At 73.7% G+C, this 19,095-nt stretch carries 19 protein-coding genes; 13 read left to right on the forward strand and 6 right to left on the reverse strand.

The genetic code is table 11. From position 1 onward, the window contains the following. Positions 1–46 precede the first annotated feature (46 nt). The 5 genes from rfbA to GA0070616_RS26425 all read left to right on the forward strand — a co-directional run bounded on the left by rfbA (position 47) and on the right by GA0070616_RS26425 (position 3,945). A complete protein-coding gene (rfbA, locus tag GA0070616_RS26405) occupies positions 47–931 on the forward strand; it encodes a glucose-1-phosphate thymidylyltransferase RfbA (RefSeq protein WP_091089036.1) in 885 nt (294 codons plus the stop codon). Continuing rightward, the gene (rfbC, locus tag GA0070616_RS26410) at positions 928–1,551 is read left to right on the forward strand and encodes a dTDP-4-dehydrorhamnose 3,5-epimerase (protein WP_091089039.1); all 624 of its coding nucleotides are present in this window, start codon (positions 928–930) and stop codon (positions 1,549–1,551) included. Before rfbA ends, rfbC begins: the two co-directional genes overlap by 4 nt. A 59-nt stretch (positions 1,552–1,610) precedes the next feature. Beyond that, positions 1,611–2,969 (forward strand): Pup--protein ligase, encoded by a 1,359-nt coding sequence (gene pafA, locus GA0070616_RS26415; protein WP_091089042.1) that lies wholly within the window; start codon positions 1,611–1,613, stop codon positions 2,967–2,969. A 71-nt stretch (positions 2,970–3,040) separates the two neighbouring features. Then, complete coding sequence (locus GA0070616_RS26420) at positions 3,041–3,226, forward strand: hypothetical protein (RefSeq protein ID WP_091091736.1); 186 nt, start codon at positions 3,041–3,043, stop codon at positions 3,224–3,226. A 170-nt stretch (positions 3,227–3,396) separates the two neighbouring features. Continuing rightward, positions 3,397–3,945: a carboxymuconolactone decarboxylase family protein gene (locus GA0070616_RS26425; protein ID WP_091091743.1), complete on the forward strand. Its 549-nt coding sequence runs from the start codon at positions 3,397–3,399 to the stop codon at positions 3,943–3,945. A 105-nt stretch (positions 3,946–4,050) separates the two neighbouring features. On the opposite strand, the gene GA0070616_RS26430 is transcribed toward GA0070616_RS26425, so the two are convergent. Next, positions 4,051–5,136, reverse strand: coding sequence for a DUF3866 family protein (locus GA0070616_RS26430; protein WP_091089045.1), 1,086 nt, complete (start codon positions 5,134–5,136; stop codon positions 4,051–4,053). Between the two features lie 287 nt (positions 5,137–5,423). Here GA0070616_RS26430 and GA0070616_RS26435 point away from each other — a divergent pair, with 287 nt between their 5' ends. The 8 genes from GA0070616_RS26435 to GA0070616_RS26470 all read left to right on the forward strand — a co-directional run bounded on the left by GA0070616_RS26435 (position 5,424) and on the right by GA0070616_RS26470 (position 12,443). Next, positions 5,424–6,413 (forward strand): helix-turn-helix transcriptional regulator, encoded by a 990-nt coding sequence (locus tag GA0070616_RS26435; RefSeq protein ID WP_091089047.1) that lies wholly within the window; start codon positions 5,424–5,426, stop codon positions 6,411–6,413. 106 nt (positions 6,414–6,519) lie between these two features. Next, positions 6,520–7,548 (forward strand): helix-turn-helix transcriptional regulator, encoded by a 1,029-nt coding sequence (locus GA0070616_RS26440; RefSeq protein WP_091089051.1) that lies wholly within the window; start codon positions 6,520–6,522, stop codon positions 7,546–7,548. Between the two features lie 10 nt (positions 7,549–7,558). Further along, positions 7,559–7,807: a hypothetical protein gene (locus GA0070616_RS26445; RefSeq protein WP_091089053.1), complete on the forward strand. Its 249-nt coding sequence runs from the start codon at positions 7,559–7,561 to the stop codon at positions 7,805–7,807. A 216-nt stretch (positions 7,808–8,023) separates the two neighbouring features. Beyond that, a complete protein-coding gene (gene tatA, locus GA0070616_RS26450; protein ID WP_091089056.1) occupies positions 8,024–8,323 on the forward strand; it encodes a Sec-independent protein translocase subunit TatA in 300 nt (99 codons plus the stop codon). A 17-nt stretch (positions 8,324–8,340) separates the two neighbouring features. Further along, positions 8,341–9,291: a twin-arginine translocase subunit TatC gene (tatC, locus tag GA0070616_RS26455; protein ID WP_091089060.1), complete on the forward strand. Its 951-nt coding sequence runs from the start codon at positions 8,341–8,343 to the stop codon at positions 9,289–9,291. A 655-nt stretch (positions 9,292–9,946) separates the two neighbouring features. Continuing rightward, entirely contained in the window at positions 9,947–10,861 is a 915-nt protein-coding gene (locus GA0070616_RS26460; RefSeq protein WP_139129002.1) for a hypothetical protein, read from the forward strand. Positions 10,862–11,074: 213 nt separating this feature from the next. Continuing rightward, entirely contained in the window at positions 11,075–11,653 is a 579-nt protein-coding gene (locus tag GA0070616_RS26465) for a response regulator transcription factor (RefSeq protein ID WP_091089067.1), read from the forward strand. Between the two features lie 211 nt (positions 11,654–11,864). After that, positions 11,865–12,443, forward strand: a complete 579-nt coding sequence (locus GA0070616_RS26470; RefSeq protein ID WP_091089069.1) for a response regulator transcription factor — start codon at positions 11,865–11,867, stop codon at positions 12,441–12,443. A 77-nt stretch (positions 12,444–12,520) separates the two neighbouring features. Here the strand turns inward: GA0070616_RS26470 and GA0070616_RS26475 are convergent, their stop codons facing one another. The 5 genes from GA0070616_RS26475 to lanKC form a co-directional block, all read right to left on the reverse strand. Beyond that, positions 12,521–14,407: an ATP-binding cassette domain-containing protein gene (locus tag GA0070616_RS26475; protein WP_091089073.1), complete on the reverse strand. Its 1,887-nt coding sequence runs from the start codon at positions 14,405–14,407 to the stop codon at positions 12,521–12,523. Beyond that, positions 14,404–16,134, reverse strand: a complete 1,731-nt coding sequence (locus GA0070616_RS26480) for an ABC transporter transmembrane domain-containing protein (RefSeq protein WP_091089076.1) — start codon at positions 16,132–16,134, stop codon at positions 14,404–14,406. Before GA0070616_RS26480 ends, GA0070616_RS26475 begins: the two co-directional genes overlap by 4 nt. Positions 16,135–16,207: 73 nt before the next feature. Beyond that, positions 16,208–16,327 (reverse strand): SapB/AmfS family lanthipeptide, encoded by a 120-nt coding sequence (locus GA0070616_RS26485; RefSeq protein WP_091089080.1) that lies wholly within the window; start codon positions 16,325–16,327, stop codon positions 16,208–16,210. 34 nt (positions 16,328–16,361) lie between these two features. Further along, positions 16,362–16,481 carry a SapB/AmfS family lanthipeptide gene (locus GA0070616_RS26490; protein WP_091089080.1) on the reverse strand — a complete coding sequence of 40 codons (120 nt, stop codon included), beginning with the start codon at positions 16,479–16,481 and terminating at the stop codon, positions 16,362–16,364. 6 nt (positions 16,482–16,487) lie between these two features. After that, the gene (lanKC, locus tag GA0070616_RS26495) at positions 16,488–19,085 is read right to left on the reverse strand and encodes a class III lanthionine synthetase LanKC (protein WP_091089083.1); all 2,598 of its coding nucleotides are present in this window, start codon (positions 19,083–19,085) and stop codon (positions 16,488–16,490) included. Between the last annotated feature and the right edge of the window lie 10 nt (positions 19,086–19,095).

Below are 19,095 nucleotides of genomic sequence, written 5' to 3' on the forward strand. Positions count from 1 at the left end.
CTGCCGACGCGTGGCCGCCGTGCGGGCCGGCCGGTAGGCTCCCCCGGTGCGCGGAATCCTTCTCGCCGGCGGCACCGGTTCCCGGCTCTGGCCGATCACCCGGGCGGTGTCCAAGCAGCTGATGCCGGTCTTCGACAAGCCCATGATCTACTATCCGCTCTCCACCCTCGTGATGTCCGGGGTGCGGGAGATCCTGGTGATCACCACGCCGGAGGACCAGGAGCAGTTCCGGCGGCTCCTCGGCGACGGGAGCCAGTGGGGGCTGCGGCTGGAGTACGTCACCCAGGCCCGCCCCGAGGGCATCGCGCAGGCGTTCGTGCTGGGTGCCGACTTCATCGGCGACGAGGCGGTGGCGCTGATCCTCGGCGACAACATCTTCCACGGTGCCGGCCTCGGCCGGCAGCTCGCCGCCGGCGGTGACCCGGCCGGTGGCCGGGTGTTCGCGTACCCGGTGGCCAATCCGCAGGCGTACGGGGTGGTCGACTTCGACGCCGACGGCCGGGTGCTGTCAATCGAGGAGAAGCCGGAGCGGCCGAAGTCCCGGTACGCCGTGCCGGGGCTGTACTTCTACGACAACCGGGTGGTGAAGATCGCCCGCACGCTGACGCCCAGCGCCCGGGGCGAGCTGGAGATCACCGCGGTCAACGAGGCGTACCGGCGGTGGGGTGAGTTGTCGGTCACCGTGCTGGACCGGGGCACCGCCTGGCTGGACACCGGCACGTTCGCCTCGATGATGCAGGCTGCCGAGTTCGTCCGGGTGATCGAGGAGCGGCAGGGCATGAAGGTCGGCTGCGTGGAGGAGGTGGCCTGGCGGGCCGGGCTCATCGACGACGCACGGCTGCGCGAGTTGGCCGAGCCGCTGACCAAGAGCGGCTACGGCGACTACCTGCTGGGTCTGCTGGCCGAGAAGCACGGGCAGGTGCGGCCGTGAAGATCCGTCCGCTGAGCGTCGAGGGGGCCTTCGAGATCATTCCGCAGCAGCACGGCGACCCGCGCGGGCTGTTCATGGAGTGGTACCGCTTCGACCGTCTCGCCGAGGCCGTCGGCCATCCGCTGCGACTGGCCCAGGCCAACATGTCGGTGTCGGCCCGGGGGGTGGTGCGCGGCCTGCACTTCGCCGATGTCCCGCCCGGCCAGGCCAAGTACGCCACCTGTGTCCGCGGGGCGGTGCTGGACGTGGTGGTGGACCTGCGGGTCGGCTCGCCGACCTTCGGCCGGTGGGAGGGCGTCCGCCTTGACGACGTCGACCGGCGGGCCGTCTACCTCAGCGAGGGGCTGGCGCACGGCTTCTGCGCGCTGACCGACGACGCGACCCTGAGCTACCTGTGCTCCACCGCCTACAACCCGGCCGTCGAGCACTCGGTGCACCCGCTGGACCCGGACCTGGGCGTCGAGTGGCCGGTCGAGCAGCCGCAACTGTCCGCCCGGGACGCCGCCGCGCCCACCCTGGCGCAGGCCCGCGCGGACGGGCTGCTGCCCCGGTACGACGCCTACCGGGCGTGGGTGGCCGGGCTCGGGCCGGACGGTGTCCCGCCCCCGGGGGAGGGCTGAGCGCACGACTGCGGTCGCGACAGTGACGAACGGGGCCTCCGGGCGGCTAATGTCTCATCATGGAGCGGCGAATCTTCGGCCTCGAGACCGAGTACGGCGTCACCTGCACCTACCGCGGGCAGCGCCGGCTTTCCCCCGACGAGGTCGCGCGGTACCTGTTCCGGCGGGTGGTGTCGTGGGGTCGGTCGAGCAACGTTTTCCTGCGCAACGGCGCCCGCCTCTACCTCGACGTCGGTTCCCACCCGGAGTACGCCACCCCGGAGTGCGACTCGGTGGTCGACCTGGTGGCCCACGACCGGGCCGGTGAGCGGATCCTGGAGGGGTTGCTCGTCGACGCGGAGAAGCGGCTGCACGACGAGGGCATCGCCGGTGAGATCTACCTGTTCAAGAACAACACCGACTCGGCCGGCAACTCCTACGGCTGTCACGAGAACTATCTGGTGTCCCGGCACGGGGAGTTCGGCCGTCTCGCCGACGTGCTGATCCCGTTCCTGGTCACCCGACAGCTCATCTGTGGCGCGGGCAAGGTGTTGCAGACCCCGCGCGGCGCGGTCTACTGCCTGTCGCAGCGGGCGGAGCACATCTGGGAGGGGGTGTCCTCGGCGACCACCCGCAGCCGGCCGATCATCAACACCCGCGACGAGCCGCACGCCGACGCGGAACGTTACCGGCGGCTGCACGTCATCGTGGGTGACTCCAACATGAACGAGGTCACCACGCTGCTGAAGGTGGGCTCGGCCGACATCGTGCTGCGGATGATCGAGGCCGGGGTGGTGATGCGTGACCTGACGCTGGAGAACCCGATCCGGGCGATCCGCGAGGTGTCGCACGACATCACCGGCCGGCGCAAGGTGCGGCTGGCCTCCGGCAAGGAGGTCAGCGCGCTGGAGATCCAGCAGGAATACCTGGCCAGGGCCACCGAGTTCGTGGAGCGTCGGGGCGGCGACCAGACCGCCAAGCGGGTCGTCGAGTTGTGGGGCCGGGTGCTGCACGCGGTGGAGACGGGCGACCTGGAGCCGGTGGCCCGGGAGATCGACTGGGTGACCAAGCTGCGACTGATCGAGCGCTACCAGCGCAAGCACGACCTGCCCCTGTCACATCCCCGGGTCGCCCAGATGGACCTCGCCTACCACGACCTGCGCCGTGGCCGGGGCCTCTACGCGCTGCTGGAGCGGCGCGGTGACGTCGACCGGATCGCCACCGACCCGGAGATCTTCGAGGCGAAGGAGACCCCGCCGCAGACCACCCGGGCGCGGCTGCGCGGCGAGTTCATCCGGCACGCCCAGGAGAAGCGGCGCGACTTCACCGTCGACTGGGTGCACCTGAAGCTCAACGACCAGGCGCAGCGCACGGTGCTGTGCAAGGACCCGTTCCGCGCGTACGACGAGCGGGTGGAGCGCCTGATCGCCAGCATGTGACCGGGACCGCGGGGTCCGGTCCGGCGGTCCCCGTCGGGCCGGGCCCCACCACCGGGTACGCTGGCCGCGCCATGTTTCCTTCCGAACCCCGCGACCGCGGCTCCGAGCGGCAGAACTGGGTCGAGCGTCGCCGCGAGAAGATCCGCGCCGAGATCGAACGCAACCGCCGTGGCGAGTACACCGTGCCCACCTGGGTGCTGGCGCTCGCCCTGGCGCTGATCGTCGGCGCCTGGGCCGCCCTGATCATTCTCGCCTGAACCGTCGTCTATCGCCCGAACCGCGCCGGGCGCCCGCCGTCAGCGTCCGAACGGCACCGGCAGGATCGCACGGACGAAGTGAACGTCCCCCCGGCGGAGCTGGCACCATCGATGCCGCAAGGGTGGTGCCGGCGCGTGACCGCGCGGGCGTTCGGCAGGCGGGAGACGGCGTGGCACACATCGACCTCGGACTCGACGAGCGGGCACACCCGGGCATCAACGGGCCGATGCTGTTCCGCCCCGAAACCGCCGGGCCGCTCAACCAGCTCGCGGAAGCCCTGCTGCGGGCCCCGCACCCGACCCTCACCGCCGGCGAGCGGGAACTGATCGCCGCCTACGTGTCCGGGCTGAACGAGTGCCGGTTCTGCTGCGCCTCCCACTCGGCGTTCGCCGCGGCCCAGTTGCCGGCGGGGATGCCGCTGGTCGACCAGGTCCGCGCCGACCCCGCCACCGCCGAGATCAGCGACAAGTTGCGGGCCCTGCTGACCGTCGCGGCGGCGGTGCAGCGCGGCGGCCGGGAGGTGACCGGGGCGCACGTCGACGCCGCCCGCGCGGCTGGAGCGACGGACCTGGAGATTCACGACACGGTCCTGATCGCGGCGGCGTTCTGCATGTTCAACCGCTACGTCGATGGGCTGGGCACCCTCGCCCCCGACGATCCGGCGGTCTACGAGATGTCGGCCCGGCGCATCGTCGCCGACGGCTACCGGGCGACCTGAGCCGTCGGTGCCACGGGCGACCTGCCTGCTCACAAGCACCCCGATGACCTGCCTGCCCTCTCCGCGCCAGCCCGGCGCACCGGGCGCGCCGGGCGGCGACCCGGCTCAGGCGAGCAGGTGCGCGGCGTGTCGGCCGGCCGCCGCCGCGGAGAGGAAGTAGCCGTGGTCGGCGTCGAGCCCGCGGCCCATCGTCGACAGTGGCACCGCGGCCCGGCGCAGCGCCGCGTCCAGGCCGTCGGTGGGCACCCGCACCACCGCGTGCCGCCCGGCCAGCGGCGCGAGGGCCGCGTCAACCTGGGCGGCCAGCGCCGGGTCGAGGCCGTCGGGCACCACCAGCTCCGCCCGGGCCAGTGCCACCCGGCCGTACGCGGTGAGGCTGTGGTGTGACACGCCACGGTGCCGGGGTCGGGGGTCGGCGGCGGAGATGCGGAGCGAACCGACGGGCCGTCCGCCCAGGGCTGCCGCGGCGTTGACCGCCTCACCGACGGCGACCCCGGAGAAGCCCCAGCGGGTGCCGGTGCCGAGATTGCCGGGGCCCTGCGCGACGATGGCCACGTCGGCGTGCAGGACGTGTCGGGCGGCGAGCAGCCCCACATGCAGGGTCGAGGCCTCCAGGTCCCCGCCGAACGCCTGCCCCACGCTGACCGTGCCGACCAGGTCTTCGCGCAGCCCGGCCAGGGTCCGGGAGAACCAGGCCGGCAACGCCCCGCCGTCGGTGAGCACGTACGCCACCCGTGCGTCCGGGGCGTCCGCGCGTACGCCGGCCAGGATCGCCGGCAGCGCGGAGTGCAGGTCGGCGGTGACCACGGGCATCCCCGCCACGTCCTCGGCGGTCTCGAGCACGGGGCGGTGCGGGGACGCCTCCTCGTCGACCCCCAGCAGGATCGGTTGCAGAGGGGTGTAGCGGGCCTTGACCAGGTGCCCGGCATCCCGCGTGTCCTGCGCCTGGGGCGGGTCGGCGGGCAGCCGGTCGGGCAGCGCGACCACCAGGGCGTACCCGCCGGTCCCCAGACCCATCAGCAGTGCTCCGGCGTTGAGCAGCACGCGGTCGCCGGGCTCCGGTTCGCCGACCAGGGCCGGGTAGGCCAGGGCCCGCATCGGGGTGCCGTCGGGCAGCGTGACGTCGAGTTCCACCGCTCCGGCCCACCGCCGCCGTAGCGCCGTCACCGTTCCTGCCCGCCATCGCACCATGTCCGGCACGCTAGCGGGCGGCGCGGCCGGCGGGCGCAGCCGGGGCTGCCCTGGTCGGTGTCGGACCGGGACGCGGAGTGTCGCGGTGTCCCGGTGTGATGACAATGCGTGATGCCGCATTCGGTGGTGTCGGCCGGTGGTGACGCCCCACGCCGAGCCGCCCCTGTGGGTCGGTCGTCCCGGAACTGCGCAGCTCACGGTCGGTGTGCTCGGGTGCCCGTCGGCGACCGGGGGACGCGCCCCGCGTGGGTGCGTGCGCCGGGCGATCGGCTGCTAGCGTCTACCGCGTGTCGCGGACCCGCACCGAACGCCTGGTCAACCTGGTGATCTGCCTGCTGTCCACGCGGCGGTTCCTGACCGCCGCGCAGATCGCCGCGACCGTTCCCGGTTACGAGCACGACCCGGACGACCCCCGCGAGCACGAGGCGTTCCAGCGCAAGTTCGAACGCGACAAGGCCGAGCTGCGCGACCTGGGCGTGCCGCTGGAGACCGGTACGGCGAGCGTCTTCGACACCGAACCCGGTTACCGCATCGCCCACCGCGAGTACGCGCTGCCCGACATCCCGCTCGAACCGGACGAGGCCGCAGCCGTGGGCATCGCGGCGCGCCTGTGGCAGCACGCCGGCCTGGCCGCCGCCGCCTCGTCGGGGCTGGCGAAACTGCGCGCCGCCGGGGTGGACGTGGATCCGCAGGCCACACTGGGTCTGGAGCCGATGGTGACGGTCGACCCGGCGTTCGCGCCGTTGACTGCCGCCGCGCGGGACCGCCGGGAGGTGGGTTTCGACTACCGGGTGCCCGATCGGGACGCGCCGACCCGACGCCGGGTGCAGCCGTGGGGCGTGGTCTGCTGGCGGGGCCGGTGGTATGTGGTCGGCCACGACCTGGACCGCGACGCCACCCGTTGCTTCCGGCTGTCCCGGGTCGTCGGCCCGGTCCGGGTCACCGGCCTGCCCGGCGGTTACCGGCCCCCGGCCGACGTCGACCTGATCAGCCACGTGGCCCGGTGGTCCGGGCCCGTGGAACGGGCCGGACGGGCGACGGTGCTGGCCGCTCCCGGCCGGGCGGCCGGGCTGCGCCGTTGGGCGCTGAGTGTCACCTCCGCCGCCGACGGCGACCGGCTGGTCCTGCCGTTCGCCGATCCGCACACGTTGGCGGGTCAGCTCGTCGGCTACGGTCCCGACGTGCGGGTGCTCGACCCGCCCGAGGTGCGGGAGGCGGTCATCCAGCGGCTCAAGGAGATCGCCGCCCGCCACGACGCCCTGGCGGTGGCCCGGTGAGCGCGAGGAGTGAGCTTGCGAGCCCCGCAGTCGTGAGCGGAGGGGTTGTGGTGAGCGCGAGGAGTGAGCTTGCGAGCCCCGCAGTCGCCAGCCGAAGGAGGTCGCGGTGACGCGTCCGAGCACCCGTGGGGGCTCCCGCACCTCCGCCGACCGACTGGCCCGGCTGCTGAACCTGGTGCCGTACCTGCTGGCCCGGCCCGGCATCGAGATCGCCGAGGCGGCCGGCGACCTCGGCATCACCGGGCGGCAGCTCCGGGAGGACCTGGAACTGCTCTGGGTGTGCGGGCTGCCCGGGTACGGTCCCGGTGACCTGATCGACATGGCTTTCGACGGTGACCGGGTCACGATCACCTACGACGCCGGCATCGACCGTCCGCTGCGGCTCACACAGGAAGAGGCCCTGGCCCTGGTCGTGGCGCTGCGGATGTTGGCGGAGACGCCGGGGGTGGCCAACCGGGAGGCGGTCGAGCGGGCTCTCGCCAAGATCGAGAACGCGGCCGGTGACCTGGTCGCCGCGCCGGTCGAGGTCCGGCTGTCCGGCGACAGCCAGCGGGTGGAGGCTTTGCGCGCCGCCGTGGAGGGCGGCCGGGCGCTGCGCATCACCTACTACACGCCGGCGCGGGACGAGACGACCGAGCGGGTGGTGGATCCCCTGCGGGTGCTGATGGTCGGCGGCCGGGCGTACGTGGAGGCGTGGTGCCGCCGGGCCGAGGCGGTCCGGCTGTTCCGGGCCGACCGGATCGACGCCGTCACCGAGTTGGCCGAGCCGGCGGTGGTGCCGCCGCAGGCCCAGCCCCACGATCTCAGCGGGGGCGTCTTCCGTCCCTCGTCGGACCTGCCCTTGATCACGCTGCGGATCGGGAGGGGCGAACGCTGGATCACCGAGTACTACCCGTGTGAGCGGGTCGAGGCCGACGGTGAGCAGTGGTTGGTCTCGCTGCGGGTCACCGACCTGGGGTGGGCCCGCCGCTTCGTGCTCGGGCTCGGGCCGCAGGTGACCGTCCTCGCCCCGGTGGAACTGGCCGAACAGGTACACGCCGCCGCCGTGGCCGCCCTCGACGCGTACGCCACGCCCGCCCCCGATCTCGCCGTGCCGCGTGACGCCGACCCGGCGGGGACGGCCGGCAGCAGATAGGCTGACCGCCGTGCTGAAGTGGATCGTGCTCGCGCTGGTGTTGCTCCCCCTCGTCGCGCTCGCGCTGGCCGTCCGGCCGGTGCTGGCGCGGCTGCCTCGGCTGCGCCGGGCGGCGGTGGCGTTGCAGCGGCGCGCCGCCGAGGCCGAGTCGCTGCGCGTGGCGGCGGAGAGCCTGCAGGAGCGCGCCGAGGGCCTCCAGGAGCGCCTCGACACCACGGAGCGCAGGCTGACCCTCATCAGGGCCAAGCGCGGGGGCTGATCGACGGCTGTCGGGACCGCTGCGCGGTTACTGCGCGGTTGCCTGCCCGAACGTGCACGAACGATCCTCCGGCAACGGTTGACGGGACACTTCCGGTTGGCCGAGACTTCACCCGCCGAGACGAACCACCACCGCCCCGGCGGGTGTCAAGCCCCTGCGACACACGTACGATGGGCTGCGCACACCCTCATCGACACAGAGCGACTGGAGCTTCCCATGGGTGCCCTCAAGCCGTGGCACATCGCCGTACTCGTGGTCGTGCTGATCCTGCTCTTCGGCGCGAAGCGGCTCCCCGACGCCGCGCGCTCGCTGGGTCGGTCGTTGCGGATCATCAAGGCCGAGACCAAGAGCCTCCAGGACGACGACCGTGACCTGGCCAGCAAGGCCGACGCGCAGGCCGGCTACCAGCCGTTGCCGCCGCAGTCCGGCCAGCAGGCCCCGTACGCGCAACAGCCCTACCAGGCCGCGCCGCAGCAGCCGGTCGTCGACCCGGTGCAGCGCGTCCGCGACAACTGACCGAGGGCCCGATCACCGTGGCCTTCGCCCTGCGTAAGCGCGGCCCGAGCAAGTTCGTGCAGGCCGCCGACGGCTCGATGACACTGGTCGAGCACATCCGCGAGCTGCGGAACCGGCTGTTCAAGGCTTCGTTGGCGATCCTCGTCGGGTTCGGTGTCGGCATCTGGCTCGCCGGGCCGGTGCTGAGCATCCTCAAGAAGCCCTACTGTGATCTCCCGCAGGCGCAGACCACGAACGGCGCCTGTGACTTCGTGCAGCTCGGCCCGGCCGACCTGTTCCTGCTCAACCTCAAGATCGGCCTCTGGGTGGGGCTGCTGCTGGCCGCGCCGATCTGGCTGTACCAGCTCTGGGCGTTCATCGCGCCCGGCCTGCACCGCCACGAGCGCCGCTACGCGTACCTCTTCACCGGCCTGGCTGCGCCGCTGTTCGCCGCCGGCGCGGTGCTGGCCTACTTCGTCACCGCCAAGGGTCTGGAGTTCCTGCTCCAGATCTCCGGCAGCGAGATCAACACCACCCTCGACATCACCCGCTACGTCTCCTTCGTGACGAACCTGATCCTGCTGTTCGGGGTGGCGTTCGAGTTTCCGTTGATCGTGCTGATGCTCAACTTCGTGGGCATCGCCAGCGCGAGGCGGCTGCTGGGCTGGTGGCGGATCGCCGTCTTCGTGTTCTTCGCCTTCGCCGCCGTGGTCACCCCGACGCCGGATCCGTTCGGCATGACGGCGCTGGCGTTGTGCCTGTGCGCGCTGTACTTCGCCGCTGTCGGTGTCGCCTTCCTCAACGACAAGCGCCGGGGCCGTGGCAAGGAGGTGTACGCCGGTGTCGGCGATGACGAGGCGTCCCCGCTGGAGGCCGACCCGGAGCCGGTCGAGGCGGGGCCACGGATCGACGCGACCGCCCCGATCGGCGTGCCGACACCGGTCGACGCGCCGGCCCCGATCGACCGCCGCTACGACGACATGACCTGACGCGGCGTCGCTCCGACACGAGACAAGCCCCCCGGTGATCCGGGGGGCTTGTCTCGTGTCGGGAGCCGGTCGGCGGTGGACCGCCGCGAAGAGATCCAGGGCCAATACCGTACTGCGGTGCCCACCGTCACCCCGGCAGTCGGCAATCCGTCACCGCGCCTCCACGGCCTGCGATGGCGTGAACGGCTGAATACGATGTGGCGACGTCCTTGACGAGAGAGGTCCCCTCCCCGTGCGTCGTCCGACGTTCCGCCGTCCACCCGCCGTCGTGCGGGAGGGTGACGCGCCGTTGCCGCAGCGAAGGGCCACGGTCGCCCGGTTCGTGCTGCTGGGAGCTGCTGTGGGCGCCGGGTTCCTCGTCGGTGTCCTGGCCGGTGGCCCGGCCAGCGCGGACTCGCGGGGCGGGTCGTCGGCCGACGCTCGACAGCGGGGGCCGGGCCTCGGCCAGCTCGGGGAATCCCTCGACGGGCTGGTCGCTGACGTCGTCACCCCCGTCGTCGCCTCTGTCGGACGTGCGGAGGGCTCGCGTGCCGGCCAGCCTCGCGACCGGTCACCCGACCCGTCTGTGACCGGGCGACCGGATGGCGGTCGCGGCGGCCCCGGCGACGCTTCGCAGCGGTCTCGACCGGGTCGAGACCGCTCGCCGGAGCGGCCGTTGACCGCGCGTCCCGCCCAGGAGCCGGCGGCGTGGCCGTTGACCGACCGTTCCGCCCGCGGGTCGGCGGCGGAGGGGGCGGCGGGCAGGCACGGGTCGGGCCGGCGGGTGTCGGACGAATCGTCGACCCGGTCGGGCGCGCCGGTCGTCGATGTCGACTTCCGACCCCCGGCCGAACCGGTCGTGGTCCTGCCGGAGGTGGCCGGGGCGGCGACCGACCCGGCACCACGGCCCGGAGCGAAAACCACCCCGGCACGGCCGGTGGTGGCGGCGCTGGACACCTTGCGGCCGGCGACCGTCGTGCGGCCGGTGTCCGGAGTGCTGCCCACCGTGCGCCCCGCGCTGCCCACCGTGCGCCCCGCGCTGGCCACCGTGCGCCCCGCGCTGGCCACCGTCGTCGGGGCGGTGTCGTCCGTCACGGAGGCGGTGATGACACCCGTCGCCCGGCTCGTGGGGGTGATCGCGCCCACGCTGCCCGGCGCACCGGTCTGCCCCGACTGGTCGGCTCCCCCCGTCGGTGGTCCGATGCCCTGCGTCCCGCCCGATGATCTGACATCGGGTGTTCCGGCGGCGCTGCCGCGTCAGGCGGAGGCGCCGGAGCCGTCGTCCGCACCACCGTCGGCGGTCGGAACGCCTCCGGCCGCGGGGACCGGTGTGGTGCCCGGACCGCACCGGACCTCGACCGGTCGACCGGGCGCAGGGCATGGATCGACGCCCGGGCCGACGAGCTTTCCGCAGCGCCCCGGTGTGCCCGGTAGCGACGGTGTCACCTGGGCCGACGGCGGTTCCGGACCGACGTACGGGCTGACTCTCGACGTGGGTGTGTCCACGGCGGCCACCGACGCCCGGCCTGACATCTCTCCGGGTGGCGGGCGGGCGGGCCGGTTCCCCGGAGTCGCCGCCCGCCCCGGCTGAGTCCGCCCCGACCCGCCCGCGCACCGCCGGTCCCACCGGCTGGTCGCCCGGGGTGGTCGTTCGGGTGCCCGTGACCGTGGAGCTACCTGTCACGGGCTCGGACCAGTCCTTCGCGCGCTGTCGGCCCGTGCGGTCCCGTCGAGAGGACCGGTGGCCGCAGCGCGTACCCGAGATCGGAGCTACGTGGTGATCCGCGTTGTGGTTGGCGAAAGTATGGGTCTGCTGCGCAGTGCCTTGTGCGCGGCCCTGGCAGGTGAGGATGACATTGAGGTTGTCGCCGAGGTGACCGGGATCGGCGGGTTGCCCGGGGTGTTGCGGCGGCACCGGCCGGACGTGGCGCTGGTGGATCTGGCGTCGGACGCCCCGGACCCGATCAAGGTGATCATCGAGATCGCCGAGGCGGCACCCACGACGGCGGTGCTGGCGCTCAGTGCCCGGTGGAGTCCGGGCCTGGTGGAGGAGGCACTGACGGCCGGGGCGAGGGGCCTGGTCGGCAAGAACGAACCCCTCCACGAACTGGTCCGGGCGGTGCGGTCGCTCGCGGCGGGGGAGCGGGTCATCGACGCGGCCGCTGCCGCCATGGCGCTGCGGCCGTCCGCGGGTCCGCTGACCCGACGGGAGGTCGAGGTGTTGCGGATGGCCGCGGAGGGGTTGCCACTCAAGGAGATCGCCCGACGGCTGTTCCTGGCCCACGGCACGGTGCGCAACCACCTCTCGGCGATCATGCGTAAGACCGGGGCCCGCAACCGGATGGAGGCGGTCTGGCTCGCGCGTCGCGACGGCTGGATCTGACCGTGGGGGTGGGGCCACCCGCAGCGGTGGTCCCACCCCCGCCGCACCGCCGGCGTGGTCGCCGTGCCCTGCGGGTCGTCGCTGTCGACACGTCCGCCCGGCCGACGGTCACCGACGTTCCGGTACGACGGCCGTCGGCGGGCGGAACCGGCGGTGTCGTGTTTGAATGCTGACAGTCCGTGATCTGTCTGACGAAGCACGGGAGTCAACGGTGATCCGTACCCTGCTCGCTCTCGACGGTGCCCTGGTCCGTGGCGCACTGTCCCTCGTGCTGGCCGCGGAGGACGACATCAGCGTGGTCGCGGAGGTGGATCGCGGCGACGTGGTCCAGTCGACCATCCGGTTACGGCGTCCGGACGTGGCGGTGGTCGACCTCGGCCTCGTCGAGGACCTGCCGGTGGCCGGCACCTGCCCACTGCTGGTGCTCGCCGAGCCCCGCCGGGCCCGGAACCTGCACACCGTGTTCACCCCGTCCCGCGCCGTCGGCATCCTCGGCAGCGACGTCCCACCGCAGCGCGTGGTCGACGGGGTCCGCCGGCTCTCCCGTGGGGAGCCCGTGGTCGACGCGGAGCTCGTGATGGCGGCGCTGCACCGGGACAGCCCGCTGACCCCGCGTGAGACGGAGATCCTCGACCTGACGGCGGGTGGTGCGCCGGTCACGGAGGTGGCCGGGTCGCTCGGACTGGCTCCCGGTACCGTTCGCAACCATCTCGGCCGGATCATCCGGAAGGCGGGCGCGCGGACCAGGGTGGAGGCGGTCCGGGTGGCCCGCGACGCCGGGTGGATCTGACCGGACGCCCGGTGCCGTCCGCGCGGGCGTCAACTGTCAACTCACCCACTGCTGGACCGATCCCGCCATGCTCGCGGTCAGCCCTGGCGCGGCGACCCGGCGGCGGCACGGTCATCCGTGGTGGCACGGTCATCTGCGGTGGCACGGTCATCCGCGGTGGTGTCGCCGGACGGCGCCGCCGCGAAGCCGTCCCAGTGTCCGACGAGTTCCCGGTAGGCGGGTGAGCGGGCGAGCAGTTCCTCGTGGGTGCCCACCACCGGGCCGTCCTCATCGAACATCAGCACCCGGCGGGCGCGGGTGGCGGAGCTGATCCGGTGGGCGACGACCACCAGGGTGCCCGGTCGCCGGGCGAAGGCCCGCTCGACGGTCGCCTCCAGCGTCGGGTCCAGGTGGCAGGTGGCCTCGTCCAGGATGACCAGCGGGGCGGGGGCCAGGTACGCGCGTACCGCGGCGATCAGCTGCCGTTCACCTGCGGAGAGGGTGGCGGGCTCTACCGAGGCGGTGAGCCCGCCCAAGCGGCTGGCGAGAACGTCGGCCCTCAGGGCGGCCAGCGCGGCCTGAAGGGTCGGGTCGTCGGCCTCGGGGCGCAGGTAGCGGAGGTTGTCGGCCAGGGAGCCACTGAACAGGTACGCCTCCTGCGGCACCAGCACCCGCAGGGCGGCCAGGTCGGCGGGTGCGACGGCGGCCACGGGCCGGCCGGCGAGGTGGACCGTGCCACGCCCCGGCACGGCCAGCCCGGCGATCAGCGTGGCCAGGGTGGACTTGCCGGCACCGCTGGGACCCACCACCGTGAGATGGTCCCCTGCGGGCAGCGTCAACGAGAAGTCGTCCAGCACCGGCCGGGCGTGCGGGCCGTACCGGAAGGTCAGGTTGGCCAACCGGACCGCCGGTGGGTCTTCGCCGGCGACATTCGATGCCGGGGCCGCAGCGGTGCCGCCCGATGCCGGGGCCGCAGCGGTGCCGCCCGGCGTCGGGGCCGCAGCGGTGGCGTGTGGGCTGCCGCCCGGGGGTGGCCCGCAGGTGTGCAGGATCCGTTCCAGGGTGACGGCGTAGCGCAGCCCACCACCGCCGAGGCCCTGCACCACCGCGTGCAGGGCCGGTTGCAGACCGGTGGTGACGTAGACCAGCGCACCGAGCACCGCGCCGGTGCTCAGCCCGCGCCGTACCAGCCACGGCGCGGCGAGCAGCAGGACCACCACGGGCAGCCATCCGCCCAGCCCGAGGCTGAGGCTGCGCAGCGCGGACATCCGGGCCAGGGTCCGCTCGGTGCCGGCCTGCACCCTGATCCGGCGGTCGACCTCGGCCACCACCCGTTCCTCGGCACCGCAGGCGACCACGTCACGGTGCCCGCCGAGCGCGGTCGCCGCCGACCGGCCGAGGGCTTCGCCGGCCCGAACCTGGGCCCGCTGGTGTTCCAGCATCGCGGGTAGTGCGGCGACGAAGACGGCCAGCCCCGCGATCAGCGGAACCGCCACCAGCGCCGCGACCGTCGGATCCAGCGCCAGCAGGCCGAGCAGAGCCGCGCCGGCGCTGAACAGGAATCCGCGCACCACCATGACCAGACCGCCGAAGGTGTCCCGGACGATCTCCACCTGGTGGGTCAGGCGGGCCACCGGTGCGCTGTCCGGGCGGCCGCCGGCCCGGGTGGCGTCGTGCAGCGCGCCCGTGACGACCAGGCGGGCCAGGTCGTCGCGGAACGGTTCCACCACGGCACCGAGGCTGTGGTACACCCGGCCGGTGGCCGCCGCGCCGACGACGACGGCCAGGGCGAGCCCACCCAGCCAGGCCAGGCCGGTGGCGAACCGGCCGGCGAGGAAGCCCTGGTCGACGGCACGGGCGACCAGCAGCCCGACGAGCAGCGCCGGCAGCGACTCGACCACCGACCAGGCGGCGAGCCGGCCGACGTCCCGGCGGCGGGCCCGCAGCGCCCGCCACGTCGTCCGACCGACGTCCGCGCCGCTCACCGGGGGGCCCCGTCGGACCCGAAGACCGCCCGGTAGTCCGGGTCGTCCCAGAGCCGGCGGTGCGGTGCGAGGGCGCGCAGCCGACCACCGTCGAGCCAGGCGACGAGGTCCGCCGCCGCCGCCGTCGTCACCCGGTGGGTGACCACCAGTCGGGTACGCTCCGCGCCCCCGCCCGTGACCGCGCGGGAGATCCGGTGTTCGGTGGCGGTGTCCAGGCTGGACGTCGCGTCGTCCAGGATGAGCAGCCGCTCGGCGTGGAACGCGCGGGCCAGCCCGAGCCGTTGCGCCTCGCCCCCGGACAGCGGTGTGTCCAGCAGGCGGGTGCGGAAGCCGTCGGGCAGCCGGGCGACGACCTCGGCGACCTGCGCGGTCCGGGCCGCCGCCAGTACGGCGGCGGTGGCCGGTGCGCCGGTGTCGGGCGGCCGGGCCGACTGGTCGGGCAGGCCGAGCCCGATCGCGTCGTGCACCGTCTCACCGACCAGCACGGGACGGTCGAAGGCGTGGCCCACCGCGCGCCGCAGCGCGGCCGGGCTCAGTCGGGTCAGTCGCACCCCGTCCAGCAGCACCTCGCCGGTGTCCGGGTCGTGCAGCCGGCCGGCGACGGCGGCGAGGGCGGACTTGCCGGCACCGGAACGCCCTACGACGGCCACCGTGGCGCCGGCCGGAACGTCCAGGTCGATCCCGCGCAGGACCGGCCGTCCGTCGTCGGCGCGGACGCCCACCCCGCGCAGCCGCAGGTGGCCGTCACCCGCCGGCAGGGGTTCGTCGCCGCCGGGGCGTACCTGGTGCGACAGCGGTTCGGCGATCCGGCGGCCCGCCGCCCGGCTGCGGACCAACCGGTTGAGGGTGGCCAGCACCGCGCCGAGGCCGGCACCGAGCGCGGCGTACTGCACCGCGGCGACCAGCTGCCCGGGGGTGAGCCAACCGGCGGTCAGCGCGTACCCGCCGACGGCAACGACAGCGACCTGAAGCAGGGGTGCCACGGCCGCGACCCTCGCGCTCGCCCGGGCCAGCAACCGCCAGCCGAGCCGGCCGTAGCTGCGCAGCTGCGGCAGCGGCGCCAGCACCCGGTCGCGTTCCGCCTCGGTGGTGCCGGCCGCGGCGATGGTGCGGGAACCTCCGAGTGCCTCCAGCAGCCGACCGGCGATCACGCCCAGCACCCGCTGGTAGCCGGTGGTGGCCGCCGAGGCGTCGGTGACGAACGTCGCCATGAGCGCCGTCAGCAGGGCCAGCCCGGCGAGGAGGGTGAGCCCGAGCACGGGTTCCAGCAGGAACAGCGCCACGGCGCTGCCCAGCGGGGGCAGGACCGCGACTGCGCCCAGCACCACGGCGGTGCCGGCCTGACCGGCGTCGGCGGCCTGCCCGGCCAGCCGGCCGACCAGATCACCGACCGGATAGCGGCGGACGGCCCGTACGTCCAGTGCGAACAGATGTCGCAGCAGGCGTCGGCGGAGGCGGGCGGTTGCCCGAGCAGCCCCGTACCCGCTGGCGAGGTCGCCGAGGATGTCGGTGGCCAGCAGGACGACGACCAGGGCGCAGGCCACGAGGGGCCAGGTGGGGGACGCGTCGCCGCCGACGGCGGCGTCGACCGCCAGCCCCAGCGCCGCCGGCAGCGCCAGTTCGGCGGCCGCGCCGGCCAGTGCCACCACCACCAGCAGGGCGGTCCAGCCGCCGCCGTCGCGGACCACCCTGAGCAGCAGGCGGTCCTCGCCGGTCAGCGTCCGCATCGGTCCTCCCGGTGATACGGCGTGGCCCTGGACGGTGATGTCACCGTCCAGGGCCTCGCGTGGTGCGATCCGATCAGTTGCAGGTCGTGACGGACAGCGAGCTGTCGCCACAGAGCAGCAGGCTCGCCTGGCTTCCGCCGCCGGTCCGGTCGGCCGGAGCAGCCTCCATTGCCTGAAGGTCGAGGAGCGCCATGTCGAGTCACCTCCTTCTACGAAGTGGGGTCAGGTCAGTTGCAGGTCGTGACGGACAGCGAGCTGTCGCCGCAGAGCAGCAGGCTCGCCTGGCTTCCGCCGCCGGTCCGGTCGGCCGGAGCAGCCTCCATTGCCTGAAGGTCGAGGAGCGCCATGTCGAGTCACCTCCTTTCACCAAGTGGGGTCAGGGTCGCCCCCGCCGTCGCGGGGGAGTCTGGTGCGCCGGTGAGGGGCGCGAGGAAGGGCAGGGTCGCCAGGTCGCCGGTTCGGGCGGCGGCCAGTGCCAGCAGCACGCCCGCGGTGCCCGTGGCGAGGTCCATGGACAGCCGCAGCAACTGTTCGCCGGGGAAGGCGGTGCCGTCCCGGTAGGGCAGCGCGTGCCAGGCCAGGCGCCGGACCTGCGCGTCCAGTTCGGGTCGCAGTTCCGGGTCGTCCGGCTGCGCGGCGAGGTAGGCGATGATGCCGGCCCGCCCCGCGAAGAGGCCCGTCTGCGCGTAGAACGGTGATCGTGCGACGCGGCGTACCCCGGCGCTGGCCTCGGCGAACTGGTCGTCATGGCGGTGGCGCAGGTACTGGTCGAGGACGAGCCCGATACCGACGCTGCCCTGCCCCAGGTAGGGCATGGTCCGCCAGCCCTCGTTGACCTCGAGTGCGCCGTCGGGGCGTACCACGCAGCGGCGCAGGTCCTGCCGCAGCGCGGTGGCGGCGTGGTCGAGCAGGGCCGGGTCACCGGTCAGCTCGTACAGTCGCACCAGCAGCAGCGCCGGCCCGGTGCGGCCCCGCAGCAGCCCGGCGTACGGATGCCGCCCGCCGCTGACGTCGCCACCTGGATCGTCGGCGAGCCGGTTCACCAGTTGGTCGGTGACCCGCCAGGCCGCCTCTCGCAGTGCGGGTTCCCCGGTGCGCCCGGCCAGCTCGGCCAGGTTGAGGGCGATGCCGGCCAGTCCGTTGGCCAGGCTGTGGTCCAGCTCGGTCGTCGACTCGCGCAGGCAGATGTCGAGCACGTCGAGCGCGTCCTGCCGACGGTCCAGCAGTTCCAGGGCGTACGCGACGCCGTGCAGGCCGTCGTAGAAGCCGCACCGGGTGCCCGACGGGGGTGAGGTGGCCCGACGGACCAGCCACTGCTCGTGTTCCGGCCAGCGGCCTGCGCCGCTGCGGTGCAGCGCGTACAGCACGCCGGCCGCGCCGTGAGCGAGGTTGAGCCCGCCGCTGCGGAACTGTTCGATGTCACCGGGGAACAACCGGTCGTCGCGCTCCGGTGTGGCACTGGCGAGCACGGCCCGGGCGAGCCGGTCCCGGTCGACGGACGGGACGTTCTCGGCGGGTGCGGCCTGCTCGTCGTCGGGTTGTTTGCGCGCGCCGGTGATCTCGGTGACCGCCGCGTCCAGGTAGGACCTCGGCACCGGGAAGGCGTCGGCGATGACGTCGGCCAGGTGTGCCGCCTTGGCCGGGGCGAGACGGAGCAGTTGGGTCAGCGGCAGGAACAGCGCGAGCCGCAGGCACGCCAGGGCGTAGTGGTCGACCGCCGGACCGGTCCGGTCCCGGGGTGCGGCGAAGCCCTGGTTGCGCAGGCCCGGCCGGCGGTGCCCGTCGACCGGCGCGGCGACCTCGAAGTCGACCAGCGCGACCCGGCCGTCCGGGCGGAGCATGATGTTGAACAGGTGCAGGTCGCCGTAGACCAGGCCGCGTGCGTGGATCGCCCGGACGATCTCGTCGACCTGACGGTGGACGTCCAGCGCCCAGCTCGCGTACGTCGCACGGTCGTCGTCGGTGGCGTCGGCGTCGATCAGTGGGTAACGGTCCACCAGGACCTTGTTCAGGGGGCGGCCCTCGATGAACTCCAGGGCGAGGAACCGGTGGTCGCCGAGGGTGAACTCGTCGTGCACCCGGGGCACCTGCGGCAGGTCGGCGAGCTGGCGCAGGACGGCTGCCTCCCGGGCGAGCCGGGTGACGGCGTCGGTGCCGTCGGCGTCCAGGCCGGCGTGCGGTCGGGCCTCCTTGAACACGAGCTGGGTGTCGGTGCGCAGGTCGCGTCCGACGTACAGGCCACCGCCGTTGGAGAAGTGGATGACCTTCTCGATCCGGTACGGCATCTCGTCGGTGCTGGTCGCGTTGCGGGCGGCCAGGTGCGGGGCGAGGAAGTCGGGCAGTGTCACCCAGGACGGTACGTGGAAGACCGGGTCGCGGCGGTCCGGCACCAGGGTGCCGGTCTCGTCCTCGACGGCCGGGACCACCTGGCCGTCCGGCGAGTGGCAGTACCGGGCGGCGAAGCCTCCGTAGCGGACGTACACCGGCCCGGCGCCGTAGCGCAGGTCGCTGAGGATGTACGGGCCGGTCTCGCCGGCGAGCAGCTCGTCGAGCTCCTTGCAGACCAGCTCCAGCTCGGCGTCGTCGCGGGGGTAGACGGTGACGAACTTGCCGCTGGCGGCGCGGGCGGCGTACTTGGAGTTGCGCAGCAGCAGGGTGCGGGGTCCGCGCAGGAACTTGAAGGACAGGCCGCGGGGGACGCAGTAGTCCCAGACGGCGTCGAGCACCCGGTCGGCGTTGGCGAGGGTGGCCGAGACGTGCACCTTCCAGCCCTGCTGCGGCAGGCGTTCACCGGCCGGGGCGTGGATGAGCCAGTCGTCGAGTGGTTCCCGTCGCCAACCCTCGGGCAGTGGCCGGCGTGCCACCTCGAAGGTGGGCTGCGCGACGGCGCTGCCGAGGGAGTCGTAGAACAGCGGGTCCGCAGCGCAGTAGCTGTCGTAACGTTTGTCCACTGTGCCCCAC

Origin of the sequence: Micromonospora nigra (assembly GCF_900091585.1) — a bacterium.
Taxonomy (GTDB): Bacteria; Actinomycetota; Actinomycetes; order Mycobacteriales; family Micromonosporaceae; genus Micromonospora; species Micromonospora nigra.